Consider the following 12,779-nt stretch of genomic DNA (forward strand, 5'->3'; position numbering starts at 1 on the left):
CACTAGGAGCGGCCTGCTCGCCGCCGCTTCTCCGTTCCTGACCGTTCGGCGCGCGGGAGGGCGGCGGGGCCCGCGCGCCGCGGCGCCCCGGTCTCACCCGACCGTGAGCACGATCTTGCCCTGGATGTGTCCTCGGGCGGCCCGTTCGTGGGCGGCGCGGGCCTCCGCGAGCGGATAGGTGCTGTCGACGGCGACACGCACCGCGCCCGCGTCGAGGAGGCGGCCCAGCTCCGCGAGCTGCGGGCCGTTGGAGCGCACTTGGGTGGCCGAGACGGTGGCGCTCCGCTGCGCGACCTCGTCGGCGTCGTGGTCGCCGGGGAATACCGGGTACAGCGCGCCGCCGTGCTTGAGCGTCCGCAGGAGACGACCGCTGTCGCGGCCGCCGACGGTGTCGAGGACGAGGTCGACGTCGCGTGCGACGTCCTCGGGGCGGCTCTTCGTGTAGTCGATGAACTCGTCGGCGCCCAGCTCGCGCAGGAACGACTCGTGCCCGCCCGAGGCGACCGCGATGACGCGCGCGCCCTTGCCCTTGGCGAGCTGCAGCGCGAAGTGGCCCACGCCGCCCGCCGCGCCGTTGATGAGCACCGTCGTCCCGTCGTTCAGCGCCATCGGGCGGTGGGGTGCCTCCTGGAACGGCGAGGGGTGGTCGTGGCCGAGCTCGATCAGGAACTGCCACGCGGTGAGCCCCGCCATCGGCACCCCGGCGGCGTGCACGTGGTCGACACCCGCGGGTTTGTGGGCGAGGTGCGCGGCGGGCGCGGCGACGTACTCGGCGTACGCGCTGCCCTCGAGGCTCGGGAAGCGCAGCAGGCCGAAGACCTCGTCGCCGACGGAGAAGCCGCGCACGTCCGGGGCGACGGCCTCGACGACGCCCGACACGTCCGTGCCCAGGACGGCGGGCAGGGTCAGCGGCGGCCTCTTGTCCGGCGGGATGTTCCGCATGCCTTCGCGCACGTACCAGTCGGGCGGATTGACGCCCACCGCGCGGACGCGGACGAGCACGTCGCCGGGTCCCGGCTCGGGGATCGGCACATCTTCGTGGCGCAGCACCTCGGGGCCGCCGAACTCGTGCACCCGGATCGCCTTCATCGTGCCTGACGGCATGGCTGTCACCTTTCCTCACGGATTCCCCCGCGCAGGAGCTACCCTTAGCGGAGCACTGCTCCGAATATATGGAGCACTGCTCCGCTTGGCAAGGGACGACAAGAAGGACGGGGCGAGGAAGGCACATGCGAGCCGACGCGAAGAAGAACTACGACCACCTGCTCGCCGTCGCGGGTGACGTCGTGGCCGAGCAGGGCGCCGACGCGTCGCTGCGCGATGTCGCCCGCAGGGCCGGCGTCGGACTCGGCACGCTGTACCGCCACTTCCCGACCCGCGAGGCGCTCCTCGAGGCCCTGCTCCGCACGAGGTTCGACGAGTTGGCGGCGCGGGCGGCGACGCTCGAGACACCGGGCCCGCCCGAGGACGCCCTCGTCTCGTGGCTGCGCGACTGCGTCGCGTGCGCCCACGAGTACCGGGGCGTCGTGGCGCTGATGGTGGCCGCGATCGAGGATCCCGAGTCCGCGCTCCACGCCTCGTGCGTCGCGATGCGCGCGGCGGGCACGCGGCTCCTGACCCGCGCCCAGACCGCGGGCGCGGCGCGCGCCGACATCGACGGCACCGATCTGTTCGCACTGGTCGGGGCGCTCGCGTGGCTCCACGACCAGCCCTCGCTCGCGCCCCGCGCCGACCATCTCTTCGATGTCGTGGCGAGCGCGGTGCTGACCAAGGGGCCGTCGGGCCGATAGGCCGCGGGGGCCGGTCACATGGCCAGGTCCAGCCACTCCCCCACGGCCAGCACCTGCGCGCGCCGTCCGGCGTGCGTGCGGAACTCGCCCTCCGGGTCGCCGACTTCGACGTAGCCCGGGATCTTGTCCGGCTGCTCCGTCTCGTAGTGCATCGGCACCGCGTAGCGGGCGTTCAGGATCTCCGACGCCGCGGCGGCCTGCCTCGGGTCGAGGGCTGCGGGCAGCGGGCTCGGCGGCTGCAGGTGCGGGGCGTCGACCACCGCGCCGTTCGCGGGCAGGAACACCGCGTCGAACGGGCTGAACCGGCGCGCGACCAGCCACCACCAGCCGTGGAACATCGTGTCGCCGCCGTGGAAGACCCGCTGCCCGTCGGCCTCCACCACCCAGTTCACCTGCGGATCACCGAGGCCGTCGACGGCGGGGACCGCGGTGACGCGGAACCGCCCGACCTCGCACGTCGACCAGGCGTCCACGACCTCGGCGGCGAGACGATGCTGGACCAGCTCCCGCTCGGCCAGCAGGGTCGTCACCTTGTCCACGTCGTCGCCGTATCCGGGCGCCGGGCGCAGCACCGGCGCCCCCGGTGTCAGCGCGTCCGCGAGCGCGGACGCGTCGGTGTGGTCCCGGTGCAGGTGGGTGACCAGCGCGGCGGTGGCCTGCCCGCTCGGTGCCACGAGTCCTTCGCCGGCCTTCCATCCCGTGAACAGCGGCGAGAGGTCCCGCACATGGTCGATCACGAGCCGCTCGCCGCCCGCCTCGATCTCCAGTCCGGCCCAGCCCAGTCGTCGTACCCGCATCGCGCACTCCTTCGTTCCGGTGGTTGCCGACGGAACTTAGCGTACGAGCGTTCGCCAATTCAATAGCGAACGCTCGTACGCTAATCTTGTGCGCATGTCACCACGACGCTCAGCCGCCGAAGCACAGGCCACCAAGGGCCGGATCCTCGACCGGGCCGCCGAGATCGCCTCCGAGGAGGGGCTCGACGGCATCACCATCGGCCGCCTCGCCGAGGAGCTGGAGATGAGCAAGTCCGGGGTGCACAAGCACTTCGGCACCAAGGAGACGCTGCAGATCTCCACGCTGGACAAGGCGTTCGTGGACTTCTGGCACCGGGTGGTGGAGCCCACCCTGGCCGAGCCGCCGGGGCTGCGGCGGCTGCGCGCGGTGTGCGCGGGATCCGTGGGCTACCTGGAGGCGCCGCTGCTGCCCGGTGGCTGCCTGATGACGGCGGCGCTCAGCGAGTACGACGGCCGCCCCGGCCGGGTCCGCGACGCGGTGGCCGAGGTGTGGTCGCGCTGGCGGGAACAACTGCGGGCCGACCTGACCGCGGCGGTGGAGAACGACGAGCTGCCCGCCGGGTTCGACGTCGACCAGGCGCTGTTCGAGATCGTCGCCGCCGGGCTCGCGCTCAACGCGGCCATGCAGCTCCAGCACGACCGGACGGCGGCCGACCGGGCCCGCCGCGCGATCGAGCGGGCCCTCGACCAGCCCTGACCGCGGTGGTCAGCGGGCGGCAGCGGCCTCCGCGATCGCCTGGTCCAGGATCGTCAGGCCGAGCGAGAGCTCGTCCTCGGTCGCGGTCAGCGGCGGGGCCATCCTCAGGACCCCGCCCATGCCGGGGAGCTGGACGATGTTCATGTGCAGGCCCAGTTCGAGGCAGCGGCGGGTGACCCGCGCGCCCAGTTCGCTGGAACTCCGCTTCGTCTCACGGTCGACGACGAGCTCCAGTCCGGCCAGCAGGCCCCGGCCCCGGATGTCGCCGACGACCTCGTGCCGCGTGGCGAGGTCCGTCAGGCCCTCACGGAGGAACGCGCCGAGGGAGCGGGCACGTTCGTCGAGCTTGTCCGCGCTCAGGACGTCGAGCACGGTGTTGCCGACGGCGGCCACCAGCGGGTCGGAGACGTGCGTGGTGAAGAACAGGAACCCGCGCTCGTGCGCCCGCTGCTCGATCTCGGCGCTCGTGATCACGGCCGCGAGCGGCAGTCCGGCACCGAGCGTCTTGGACAGCGTGAGGATGTCGGGGACGACGCCGTCGCGCTCGAAGGCGTACCAGGTGCCCGTGCGGCACAGGCCGGTCTGGGCCTCGTCGAGGATCAGCAGCATGCCGCGTTCCCGGCACTTGGCCTGCAGCGCCGCCATGTACCCGACGGGCGGCTCGATGATGCCGCCCGAGCTGAGGATCGGCTCCACCAGGCACGCGGCCAGGCTGCCCGTCGACTGGGCGTCGATCAGGTCGAAGGCGAAGTCCAGCTGGCGCGCCCAGTCCAGGGAGCCGTCGGCCGCGGTGAAGTCGGGCCGGTACGCGTTCGGCGCGGGGATGGCGAAGTTGCCGGGCGCGGACGGTCCGTAGCCCTTGCGGCCCGCGCTGTACGTGGCGGACGCGGCGGCCTGCGTCATGCCGTGCCAGGACCGGGCGAACGAGACGATCTCGTGCTTGCCGGTGACGAGCTTGGCCATCCGGATCGCGGCCTCGTTCGACTCGGCGCCCGTCGTCAGGAGCAGCGCCTTGTCCAGCGGCGCGGGCAGCGTGTCGGACAGGCGGCGGGCGAGGTCGACCACGGGGCGGCTGAGCATGCCGCTGAAGAGGTGGTCGAGGGACGCGATCTGGCGCTGGACGGTCGCGACGATCTCCGGGTGCGCGTGGCCGAGGATCGAGCTCATCTGGCCGGAGGTGAAGTCGAGGATCTTCCGGCCGTCGGCGGTGTACACGAAGCTTCCGGCGGCGCGGTCGATGACCTCGCGCGTGAACTCGGGGCCGTAGCGGACGAGGTGCTTCTCGGCGTCGGCCCAGAAGGACTCGGTGGTGGGCGAGGCGGTCGCCGCGGGCGACGGCGGTGCGGAGGACGGCTGAGCGGTGGCGGCGGGGGTCGAAGCAGGCATGTCCTCGACGGTAGGTCGCACGCGAGCGACACGTCCATCTCACAATTCCGGCTGTCCTGTTCGGAGAAACCGCACAACAATGTGGGGGTGATGAATCCCTGGAGGCTGCGCCTGCTGAGCCAGCTGGACACTCTGGGCACCGTGCGGGCGGTGGCCCAGGCCGCGAACCTGAGCCCGTCGAGCGTGTCGCAGCAGCTCGCCGTGCTCGAGTCCGAGACCCGCACCCAGCTGCTCGAACGCACGGGGCGCCGGGTGCGGCTCACCCCCGCCGGGCTGATCCTCGCGCGCCGGGCCCGGGCGATCCTCGACCACATGGAGAGCGTCGAGGCGGAGCTGCGCGGCTTCGGCGAGGAACCGGCGGGTCTGGTGCGGCTCGGGGCGTTCCAGAGCGCGATCCACACGATGGCCGTCCCGGCGGTGACCCGCCTGAAGCAGGCGCATCCGCACCTCGACGTGGAGGTGCTTCAGCTGGAGCCGCACGAGAGCATGCCCGCGCTGCGGGTCGGCGACGCGGACGTCATCATCACGACCACCGACTTCGACGAGCTGCCGCTCGGCCCGGACCTCGACCTGGTCCCGCTGGCCAGGGACCCGATCCTGCTGGTCGTCCCGCCCGGCCATCCCGCTGCCGGGCGCGCCGGCGTCGACCTCGCCGCGTACGCGGACGAACCGTGGACCTTCGACATGCCGCAGTCGTACATGGCCAACCTCGCGCTGCGGCTGTGCCGCCACGCGCGCTTCGAGCCGCGCGTGGTGTGCCGTTTCAGCAACTACATGATGACGTTGCAGCACGTCGAGGCCGGGCTCTCGATCGCGCTGCTGCCCGGCCTGACGGTGGACCTCGACCGCTATCGCGTCGCCACCGCGGAACTCGCGGCTCCGGTGACGCGCACGATCACCGCGGCGGTCCGGCGCGGCTCACCGCCTCGCGCGGCGGTGCGCGCCGTGCTGGACGCGCTGCGGAACCCCTCGGCGGAGCTGCCGCTGCTGAGCCGGTAGCGGCAGGCCCGTGTTCGTGCGGCTCCGCGGTCGGCGGCCCGTGTCACCGCGGGTCGCCGCCACCGCCGCCACCGCCTCCCAGGCCGGTCACAGCCGCGGGTCGCGGTGGGTGGGGTCGCCGTCGAGGACGGTGAGGAGCACCGGCAGGTCCGGGAGTTCGGTGGCCTCGGTGGTGAGGGGGTTCTCGGCGAAGACGGTCAGGTCGGCGCGGTGGCCGACGGCGATGCGGCCTGCCTCGTGCTCCTCGCCCGCCGCGTAGGCGGCGTTGACGGTCATGCCCTGGAGGGCCTCCAGGGCCGTGAGCGCCTGGTCCGGGCCGTGCGGGGGCCGGGTGAGGTCGCGGCTGGGGCGGCGGTGGCGGGCTCCGGCCATGACGGCCGACGGCGGGTAGGGGGCGATGGGCCAGTCGGAGCCGAGGACGACGACGGCTCCGGAGTCGTGCAGGTCGCGGCAGCGCCAGGCGCGTGCGGCGCGCTCCTCGCCGAGGCGGCGCGACCAGTTGTCGGTGTGGTCGGCGCGGGTGAAGTCGCAGCAGTGGGTCGGCTGCATGGAGGCGATGACGCCGAGGTCGGCGAAGCGGCGCAGGGTGTCGTCGGGCACGGTCTCGATGTGCTCGATCCGGTGCCGCACCGGCCGCCTGTCCTCGGCCTGTGCCTTCTCGACGGCGTCGAGGACATGGCGTACGGCGGCGTCGCCGATGGCGTGGGTGGCGATGGGCACGCCCGCCCGGTGGAGTTCGCCGACGACGCGGGTGTACTCCTCGGGGTCGGGCCAGAAGGCGTGGCGGGACTCGCCGTGGCAGTCGGGGTGCTCCAGCCAGGCGGTGCCGTTGTCGATGGTGCCGTCCATGAAGATCTTGACGCCGTCGGTACGCCACAGCCGCCCGCCGGTGCCCTGCTGGGCGACGAGTGCGCGCAGGCCGTCGGCGTCGGTGCCGGGCTGGCACCAGGGGGCGACGCGCAGGCGCAGCGGCAGGTCGCCCGCCGCGTCGAGGTCGGCGTAGAAGGCGAGGCTGTCGCCGTTCGCGTCCATGGCGTGGCCGCCGGTGAGGCCGGTGGCGGCCATGGCGCGCAGGACGGCGGCGAGCCGGTCGCGGCGCTCGTCGCGGGTGGGCTGCGGGGCGACGCGTTCCACGAGCGCGCAGGCGGCGTCCTCGAGGAGCAGTCCGGTGGGCCGTCCTTCGGCGTCGCAGACCACTTCGGCGGTGGCCTGGTCGAAGGTGCGGGGCCCTTCGACCCCGGCGAGTTCCAGGGCGCGGCGGCTGGCCAGCATCGAGTGCGCGTCGAAGAGCAGCAGCAGGGCGGGCACGCCGTCGAGGACGGTGTCGAAGGGGGCGGTCTCGACGGGGGCTCCGGCGAAGACGTTGGGGTCGAGGCCCCATCCGTGCAGCCAGGCGCCGGGGGCGAGGTTCCGCACCTCGCGGGCGAGGGCCGCGCGTACGTGCTCCACGTTCTCGCAGCCCGACAGGTCGAGGCCGTGGGTGAGTTCGGCGCCCGTGACGGGGTGGATGTGTCCGTCGACGAGGCCGGGGGTGACGACGGCGCCCTCGAGGTCGATCACCGTGGTCGAGGCGTCGGCGAGGGCGCGGATGTCCGGGGCGTCCCCGAGGGCGGTGATGCGTCCGTCGGCCGCGGCCAGCGCGGTCTGCGGCAGGAGTTCGCCGGTGACGGGGTCGAGCAGACGGGCCGAGAGCAGGACGAGGGAGGTGCGCACGGGGGCTCCTTGGGACACGAAGGCTCCTTGGACACAGGGAGGCTGGGACACGGGGGCTGGGGCATGGCCGAGGACGAGGACACCTTGACGGGCGCAGGGCCGCGCGGACGGGTCAGCCCGGGGCGTCGGACAACGTGCCGACGGGAAGCCCGAGTTCGCGTTCCGCCGTGGTGACGGGCAGGCGCCGGACCGCGGGCGGGCCGTCGTCGGCGCTCGGGCTGTTGACGAGCATGCCGAGGCCGTCGAGGACGACCAGGATCTGAATGGCCGTCACCAGGGGGTCAGCGGTGTGGAATTCGCCCTCCTCGACGCCGTCGCGGATGACTTCTTCGAGGCGGTCGCGCCAGGCGTCCTCCTGGACGGCGACGCGGTCGCGCAGGGCGGGCCGGTAGCGGCTCAGGTGTCGGGCGTTGAGCCACAGCCTGCTGATGTCGTCGTACGCCTTCCCTGTCGTACGGGCGAGGAACCGCGCGAGGTGCCGGGTGGGGGTGGCGCCGGCCCGGTCGACCGGGAGGAGTTCGTCGAGTTCGGAGCCGACGGCGGTTCCGTAGGCCTCGGCCACGAGGTCGTCGACCGCCGGGAAGTAGTGGCTGATGAGCCCCGGACGGACGTCGAGCTCCTCCGCGACGCGCCGCAGGGTGATGCACTCCAGCCCTTCCGCCAGTGCCACACCAGCGGCGGCCGCAACGATTTCCGCACGTCTGGCCGCCGGAGATTTGCGGATTCGCTTGTTCGGAACGCTTGACGACATGGATTCCATGCTATTGAGTGTGCGACCAATAAGCAAGCAGGTGGGCTACCAGCATCCGGAGGGGCCGCATGGCGTCCACGATTCCCGACCCGCCCGAGAGCACCTGCGCCGCGCAAGAGGGGGCGGGCCTCTCCCCCGGCGGACCACCGGCACGGAGCCCCGACGGCGCGCGAGCGGCACGGCCCTTCGCGGACGGGCCGGGCGCCCCGCCCGTCGACGGAGAGCAGAGGAAACCGCCCAGCTCGGACGGGGCGGGCCGCATCGAGGCGCACGGCATCGACCACATCCCCGACCAGGAACGCCACGGCCACCCGCGGCAGTTGTTCTCCGTCTGGGCGGCGGCGAACGTCAACTACCTGAGCCTGGTGGTCGGCGGGACCCTGATCCTCATGGGTCTGACGCTGGGCCAGGCCCTCCTGGTCATCGTGGCGGGCAATCTGTTCTGGCTCCTGACCGGACTCCTTGCGATATCCGGCCCGGCCGCGGGCACGCCGAGCGAAGTGATCACGCGGGCGATCTACGGAATCCGCGGCAACCGCGTGAACAACGCCGTCGTCGGCTGGATGATCTCCGTCTGCTACTTCGCCCTGAATCTGGCCGCCGCCGCGACCGCCGCGTTCGCCCTGGTCGAGAAGGCCGGTGTGGGCGCGACCACGGGCGTCAAGATCGCCGTCGTCCTGGTCATCGCCGCCGTCACCCTGACCATCGGCGTGTACGGGCACGGCCTCATCATGAAGCTGTATCTGCCGATCACGCTCGCCCTGACCGCCGTCTTCGCCGTCGTCGCGATCGCCGTGTTCCGCCACACCGACTTCTCGTACGCGCCGCCCGCGCCGCTGCGGGGAGCCGAGCTGTGGACGGTTCTCGTCGCCGGGGTCACCCTCATCGCCTCCGCGCCGCTGTCGTACACGACGAGCGCCGACTTCGCCCGCTATCTGCCGCGCACGACGTCCGCGAAGGCGGTGCTCGGCTGGACCGCGCTCGGCGGGTTCGTGCCCGGTGTCGTCGTCTGCTCGCTCGGGGCCTGCGCGGCGACCGCGGTCGACATGGGGGACCCGCAGTCGGGGCTCCGGACGATCCTGCCGGGCTGGTTCGACCCGCTCTTCCTGCTCGCCCTGATCCTCGGCACGGTCGCCCTCAACGCGCTGACCGCCTACAGCGCGGGACTCGCCCTCCAGGCCGTCGGCATCCGCATCCGCCGTTCCCTCAGCGTGCTCGCCGACGGGACCGCGGCCGTCGCCCTCACCCTGTACGCCCTCCTCATCTCCGACTTCCTCGACACCGTCAGCAACGTCCTCCAGCTCACCGTCGTCCTGCTCGGCCCCGCCATGACCATCTACGCGGCGGACATCTGGCTGCGCCGCAACCGCTACGACGGCCCCACCCTGATGGACGAGACCCCCGACAGCCCCTACTGGTACACGGCCGGGGTCAGCCCGGCGGGAGCCCTGGCCCTCACGGGCGGCGTCACCGTGTCGGCCCTGTGCGTCAACACCCTCTACACCGGGCCGATCGCGTCGGCCCTGGACGGCCTGGACCTCGCCCTCCCCGCCGGGATCACCGTCTCCGCTTCGCTCTACGTCATCCTCAGCCGCGGACGGCTCCGTTCGGGTCGACCGGCGGCGCCCGCTGGCGCCGGTGAACCAGGGGACGGCGGGGCGTGACGCCGTCCATCGGCTGCTCCGAATCCCGTGCGGTATGTCGTGCAGCAGGGGGATCACGTGCAATCAGCGACGTCCCAGAGCCGTACCGTCCCGTCCTTGCCGGCCGCGGCGAAGATCGTGCCGTCGGGGCTGAACGCCGGGCGGCTGCCGATGGAGCTGACGGTCGTGACGGTGGTGAGGGGTCTGCGGGTTGCCGCGTCCCACAGCCGGACCTTCTCGTCCTTGTCCACGATGGCGAGGGCCTTCCCGCTGGGGCTGAGCCCCACGAGTGATCCGGAGCGGGTGACGACAGCGATGCTCTTGCCGGTGTCGACGTCCCAGAGCCGCACCGTCCTGTCCCTGCCCGCACCGGCGAAGGTCCTGCCGTCGGGGCTGAACCATCCGTAGGAGGTGTTGGGGAAGGTGGCGATGGCCTTGCGTGTGTTCACGTTCCACAGCCGCACCACCTTGTCGCCGCCTCCCACCGCGAGGGTCCTGCCGTCAGGGCTGAACATCCCGCCGTAGGCGTCGGTGAGGGTGGTGATGGTCTTGCGGGTGCGTACGTTCCACAGCCGCACCGTCTCGTCCCTGCTGCCGGTGGCGAGGGTCTCCCCGTCGCGGCCGAAGGCCATGTACCTGATCCCGTCGGTGTGGCCGGTGAGGGTCGCGGTCCTCTTCCCGGATTCGACGTCCCACAGCCGCACCGGGTGAGGGGATTCCTCGTCGGAGCGCGAGGCTGCGGCGGTGGCGAGGCTCTGCCCGTCGGGGCTGACCGCCACGTTGACGACACCCTTGTGGTCGGTGCGGATGGCCGTGGTCCTGCCGGTGGACGTGTTCCGCAGGTGCACCGTGACCGGATCCGTCCGGTCGGGGTCGTACTGGTCCTGGGTGACGAGGAAGCGCCCGTCGGGGCTGAACGCCTCACCGTTGTTCGGCAGGGCCTGGCGCCGTACGGTCGCGACGGCATTGCGCGTACGCAGGTCCCACAGCCGTACGGAGTCGACGTCCGAGGTCTCCGTGAACGTGGCGAAGGTCTTCTTGTCCGGGCTGAACACCAGCCCTTGGCCGGCGCCGCGCAGGACGTCGGGGGACGGCACGGCGCGGGGGCAGTGGCTTTCGTCCCCCGTCTCCCTGAAGGCGAGGAACGCCCCGACGCCCGCTGCGGCCAGGGCGAGGGCGGTGGCTGCGGCGGTGAGCACCCTGGCCCGGCGGGTGCGGGGGCGCAGGCGGGATCTGCTGGGGGCAGGGCCGGGGGCGGGGGCGCCCGGATGAGGGCCGGGCGGCGTTGCGGCTGCTTGCTCGGGCGTCGGGGACGTTCGTTCGCTCGGTGGCACGGGAGGAGGCTCGGGGCGCAGTGCCGCCGGGGATCGGGCCGGGGGCACCGGTGCCGGTGCGTCGGGCGGCGCCCCCGGCGGACCGGGCGGCGTCGGAAGAACGGACCGCAGACGCGTCGCGGCCGCGGCGGACACCACCTTGCTGTCGTCGTCGGCGAGCCGCCGGATCTCTTCGAGAGCGCGGGCGCGTACGACGTCGTTTCCGATCCGGTGGAGGTGGGCGAGGCCGTCGAGGGCGGTGAGCCGGTCGGTGGCGATGGGGCTGGCGACGGCGTTGCACAGGTGAGCGGGAAGGGTCCAGTTGATGTTGCGTGCGATGACGATGCGGCCCTCGACGCTGTCGAGCCTCTTCGGCCGTTGCTGCGGCATCTCGTCGACGACGCGGTCGTGGACGTAGCCGTACAGCTCGTCGAGGGTGATGTCGCCGTCGCCGTCGAGATCGGCGCTGCCGTCGCGCAGCCCGGCCACGAGGTGGCGGGTGAACACGGACTGCGCCGCGTGGCCCTGCGGCTGGTCGCCCTCGAAGGAGTACTGGGTCGCGTCCGACGCGGTCAGCACGGTGCGGCCGCGGCCCTGGAAACGCTCCAGCGCGTGGACGGCCGTGTCGCCCTTGGAGATCCGGCCGGCGGGAAAGGCGCCGCTGTAGCAGCAGTCGAGGACGAGCACCTTCTGCCGTGAGGCACAGCCCTCCATGGCCTGGTCGATCTGCTCGGCGGACAGCGCGGTGAACAGCAGGCTGTCACGGCGGGTGTTGGCCATCGCCAGATACAGGCGCCCGCCGTCGTCCTTGAGGCCGTGGCCCGTGAAGTACAGCAGGGTGAGGTCGTCGCGGCGCCGGTCGCGGTAGAAGTCGCCGACGGCCTCGCCGACGAGATGGTGCGGTTGGTTGATCAGGGTGGTGACCTCGAACCCGGCGATGTCCGGGTCCCGCAGCACCGCGGCCCACGCCTCCGCGTCGTGTGCCGGAGAGGTCAACTGCCGCAGTCCGGCGTCCTGGTAGTCGTACGTGGCGATCAGCAGCGCCAGCCGACGCCCCACGGCTAGTCGCCGCTGTGCCGACGGAGGTACGCCTCGACGAGGTCACGGCGCTCGGCGTCGGTCGCCCGATCCAGCTCGATCGTGTCACCGTCGATGGTCACCGAGACCCGGTGCCGTGCGCCGGACCGGCCCAGCCAGTCACGCACGGTCTCGACGAGCGCGGTGAGCACTCCGCCGGACGCGCTCAACGCGACCACGACGGCCCCGACGGTCACCGCGTCCGCGCCCTTCGCCCCGTCGGGCAGCGGACCGGCGGCCACCGCACGGACCGACTCGATGTCCAATTCGGTGATCTCGGCCCGGAGTTGCCGTGCCGCCCGCTCCCCCGCCTCCGCGTCGAGATCGGGATCGGGCGCGACCGCCACCAGCACGTCCACCACACCGTCCACCCGCCGGCCCGCACGGCCGACCCCCGCCACCGCGTCGTCACGCATAGATCCCCCGATGATGCGTCTGAGGCGTCTCCACGAACCCTCCCGCACAGTGTGACGCCCTCCGGCCACGCACCGCAGCCGGTCGCCACTAGTCGCCGGATCCCTGTCGGCCCTGTGCCAAAGTGGCCACCGAAGCGGTCGACGGCCGACTGAAGCGCTCAGCCACACCGGCCCGGGCACCGGGAAAGGTCAAGTAA

General features: G+C 72.6%; 11 protein-coding genes. 4 read left to right on the forward strand and 7 right to left on the reverse strand.

Annotated features, from left to right (window positions below):
- Positions 1-93: 93 nt before the first annotated feature.
- Positions 94-1,104 carry an NADP-dependent oxidoreductase gene (locus AB6L24_RS00690; RefSeq protein ID WP_405650775.1) on the reverse strand — a complete coding sequence of 337 codons (1,011 nt, stop codon included), beginning with the start codon at positions 1,102-1,104 and terminating at the stop codon, positions 94-96.
- 125 nt (positions 1,105-1,229) lie between these two features.
- On the opposite strand from AB6L24_RS00690, the gene AB6L24_RS00695 reads away from it, so the two are divergent.
- A complete protein-coding gene (locus AB6L24_RS00695; RefSeq protein ID WP_405650777.1) occupies positions 1,230-1,790 on the forward strand; it encodes a TetR/AcrR family transcriptional regulator in 561 nt (186 codons plus the stop codon).
- A gap of 14 nt (positions 1,791-1,804) precedes the next feature.
- Here the strand turns inward: AB6L24_RS00695 and AB6L24_RS00700 are convergent, their stop codons facing one another.
- Positions 1,805-2,587, reverse strand: a complete 783-nt coding sequence (locus AB6L24_RS00700) for an MBL fold metallo-hydrolase (RefSeq protein WP_405650780.1) — start codon at positions 2,585-2,587, stop codon at positions 1,805-1,807.
- Positions 2,588-2,681: 94 nt separating this feature from the next.
- Here AB6L24_RS00700 and AB6L24_RS00705 point away from each other — a divergent pair, with 94 nt between their 5' ends.
- The gene (locus AB6L24_RS00705; RefSeq protein ID WP_405650782.1) at positions 2,682-3,284 is read left to right on the forward strand and encodes a TetR/AcrR family transcriptional regulator; all 603 of its coding nucleotides are present in this window, start codon (positions 2,682-2,684) and stop codon (positions 3,282-3,284) included.
- 9 nt (positions 3,285-3,293) lie between these two features.
- Here the strand turns inward: AB6L24_RS00705 and AB6L24_RS00710 are convergent, their stop codons facing one another.
- A complete protein-coding gene (locus tag AB6L24_RS00710) occupies positions 3,294-4,670 on the reverse strand; it encodes an aspartate aminotransferase family protein (RefSeq protein ID WP_405650784.1) in 1,377 nt (458 codons plus the stop codon).
- A gap of 90 nt (positions 4,671-4,760) precedes the next feature.
- On the opposite strand from AB6L24_RS00710, the gene AB6L24_RS00715 reads away from it, so the two are divergent.
- Entirely contained in the window at positions 4,761-5,669 is a 909-nt protein-coding gene (locus AB6L24_RS00715; protein ID WP_405650787.1) for a LysR family transcriptional regulator, read from the forward strand.
- Positions 5,670-5,756: 87 nt separating this feature from the next.
- On the opposite strand, the gene AB6L24_RS00720 is transcribed toward AB6L24_RS00715, so the two are convergent.
- Together AB6L24_RS00720 and AB6L24_RS00725 are read right to left on the reverse strand one after the other, a co-directional pair.
- Positions 5,757-7,382 (reverse strand): amidohydrolase, encoded by a 1,626-nt coding sequence (locus AB6L24_RS00720; protein WP_405650789.1) that lies wholly within the window; start codon positions 7,380-7,382, stop codon positions 5,757-5,759.
- Between the two features lie 112 nt (positions 7,383-7,494).
- Positions 7,495-8,133 (reverse strand): TetR/AcrR family transcriptional regulator, encoded by a 639-nt coding sequence (locus AB6L24_RS00725; protein WP_405650791.1) that lies wholly within the window; start codon positions 8,131-8,133, stop codon positions 7,495-7,497.
- Between the two features lie 68 nt (positions 8,134-8,201).
- Between AB6L24_RS00725 and AB6L24_RS00730 the strand changes: the two genes are divergently transcribed.
- Complete coding sequence (locus AB6L24_RS00730; RefSeq protein ID WP_405650793.1) at positions 8,202-9,797, forward strand: purine-cytosine permease family protein; 1,596 nt, start codon at positions 8,202-8,204, stop codon at positions 9,795-9,797.
- A gap of 53 nt (positions 9,798-9,850) precedes the next feature.
- On the opposite strand, the gene AB6L24_RS00735 is transcribed toward AB6L24_RS00730, so the two are convergent.
- Together AB6L24_RS00735 and AB6L24_RS00740 are read right to left on the reverse strand one after the other, a co-directional pair.
- Positions 9,851-12,148, reverse strand: coding sequence for a caspase family protein (locus AB6L24_RS00735; protein WP_405650796.1), 2,298 nt, complete (start codon positions 12,146-12,148; stop codon positions 9,851-9,853).
- A gap of 2 nt (positions 12,149-12,150) precedes the next feature.
- On the reverse strand, positions 12,151-12,582 hold the full coding sequence (locus AB6L24_RS00740; RefSeq protein ID WP_405650798.1) for a hypothetical protein: 432 nt from the start codon (positions 12,580-12,582) through the stop codon (positions 12,151-12,153).
- Between the last annotated feature and the right edge of the window lie 197 nt (positions 12,583-12,779).

It is taken from the genome of Streptomyces sp. RK9 (genome assembly GCF_045070545.1).
Lineage (GTDB): Bacteria > Actinomycetota > Actinomycetes > Streptomycetales > Streptomycetaceae > Streptomyces > Streptomyces alboflavus.

Coding starts and splice junctions, on each gene's coding strand:
- AB6L24_RS00710 (WP_405650784.1), bottom strand. CDS start 4,670: ATGCCTGCTTCGACCCCCGCCGCCACCGCTCAGCCGTCCTCCGCACCG.
- AB6L24_RS00690 (WP_405650775.1), bottom strand. CDS start 1,104: ATGCCGTCAGGCACGATGAAGGCGATCCGGGTGCACGAGTTCGGCGGC.
- AB6L24_RS00730 (WP_405650793.1), top strand. CDS start 8,202: ATGGCGTCCACGATTCCCGACCCGCCCGAGAGCACCTGCGCCGCGCAA.
- AB6L24_RS00740 (WP_405650798.1), bottom strand. CDS start 12,582: ATGCGTGACGACGCGGTGGCGGGGGTCGGCCGTGCGGGCCGGCGGGTG.
- AB6L24_RS00700 (WP_405650780.1), bottom strand. CDS start 2,587: ATGCGGGTACGACGACTGGGCTGGGCCGGACTGGAGATCGAGGCGGGC.
- AB6L24_RS00695 (WP_405650777.1), top strand. CDS start 1,230: ATGCGAGCCGACGCGAAGAAGAACTACGACCACCTGCTCGCCGTCGCG.
- AB6L24_RS00705 (WP_405650782.1), top strand. CDS start 2,682: ATGTCACCACGACGCTCAGCCGCCGAAGCACAGGCCACCAAGGGCCGG.
- AB6L24_RS00725 (WP_405650791.1), bottom strand. CDS start 8,133: ATGTCGTCAAGCGTTCCGAACAAGCGAATCCGCAAATCTCCGGCGGCC.
- AB6L24_RS00715 (WP_405650787.1), top strand. CDS start 4,761: ATGAATCCCTGGAGGCTGCGCCTGCTGAGCCAGCTGGACACTCTGGGC.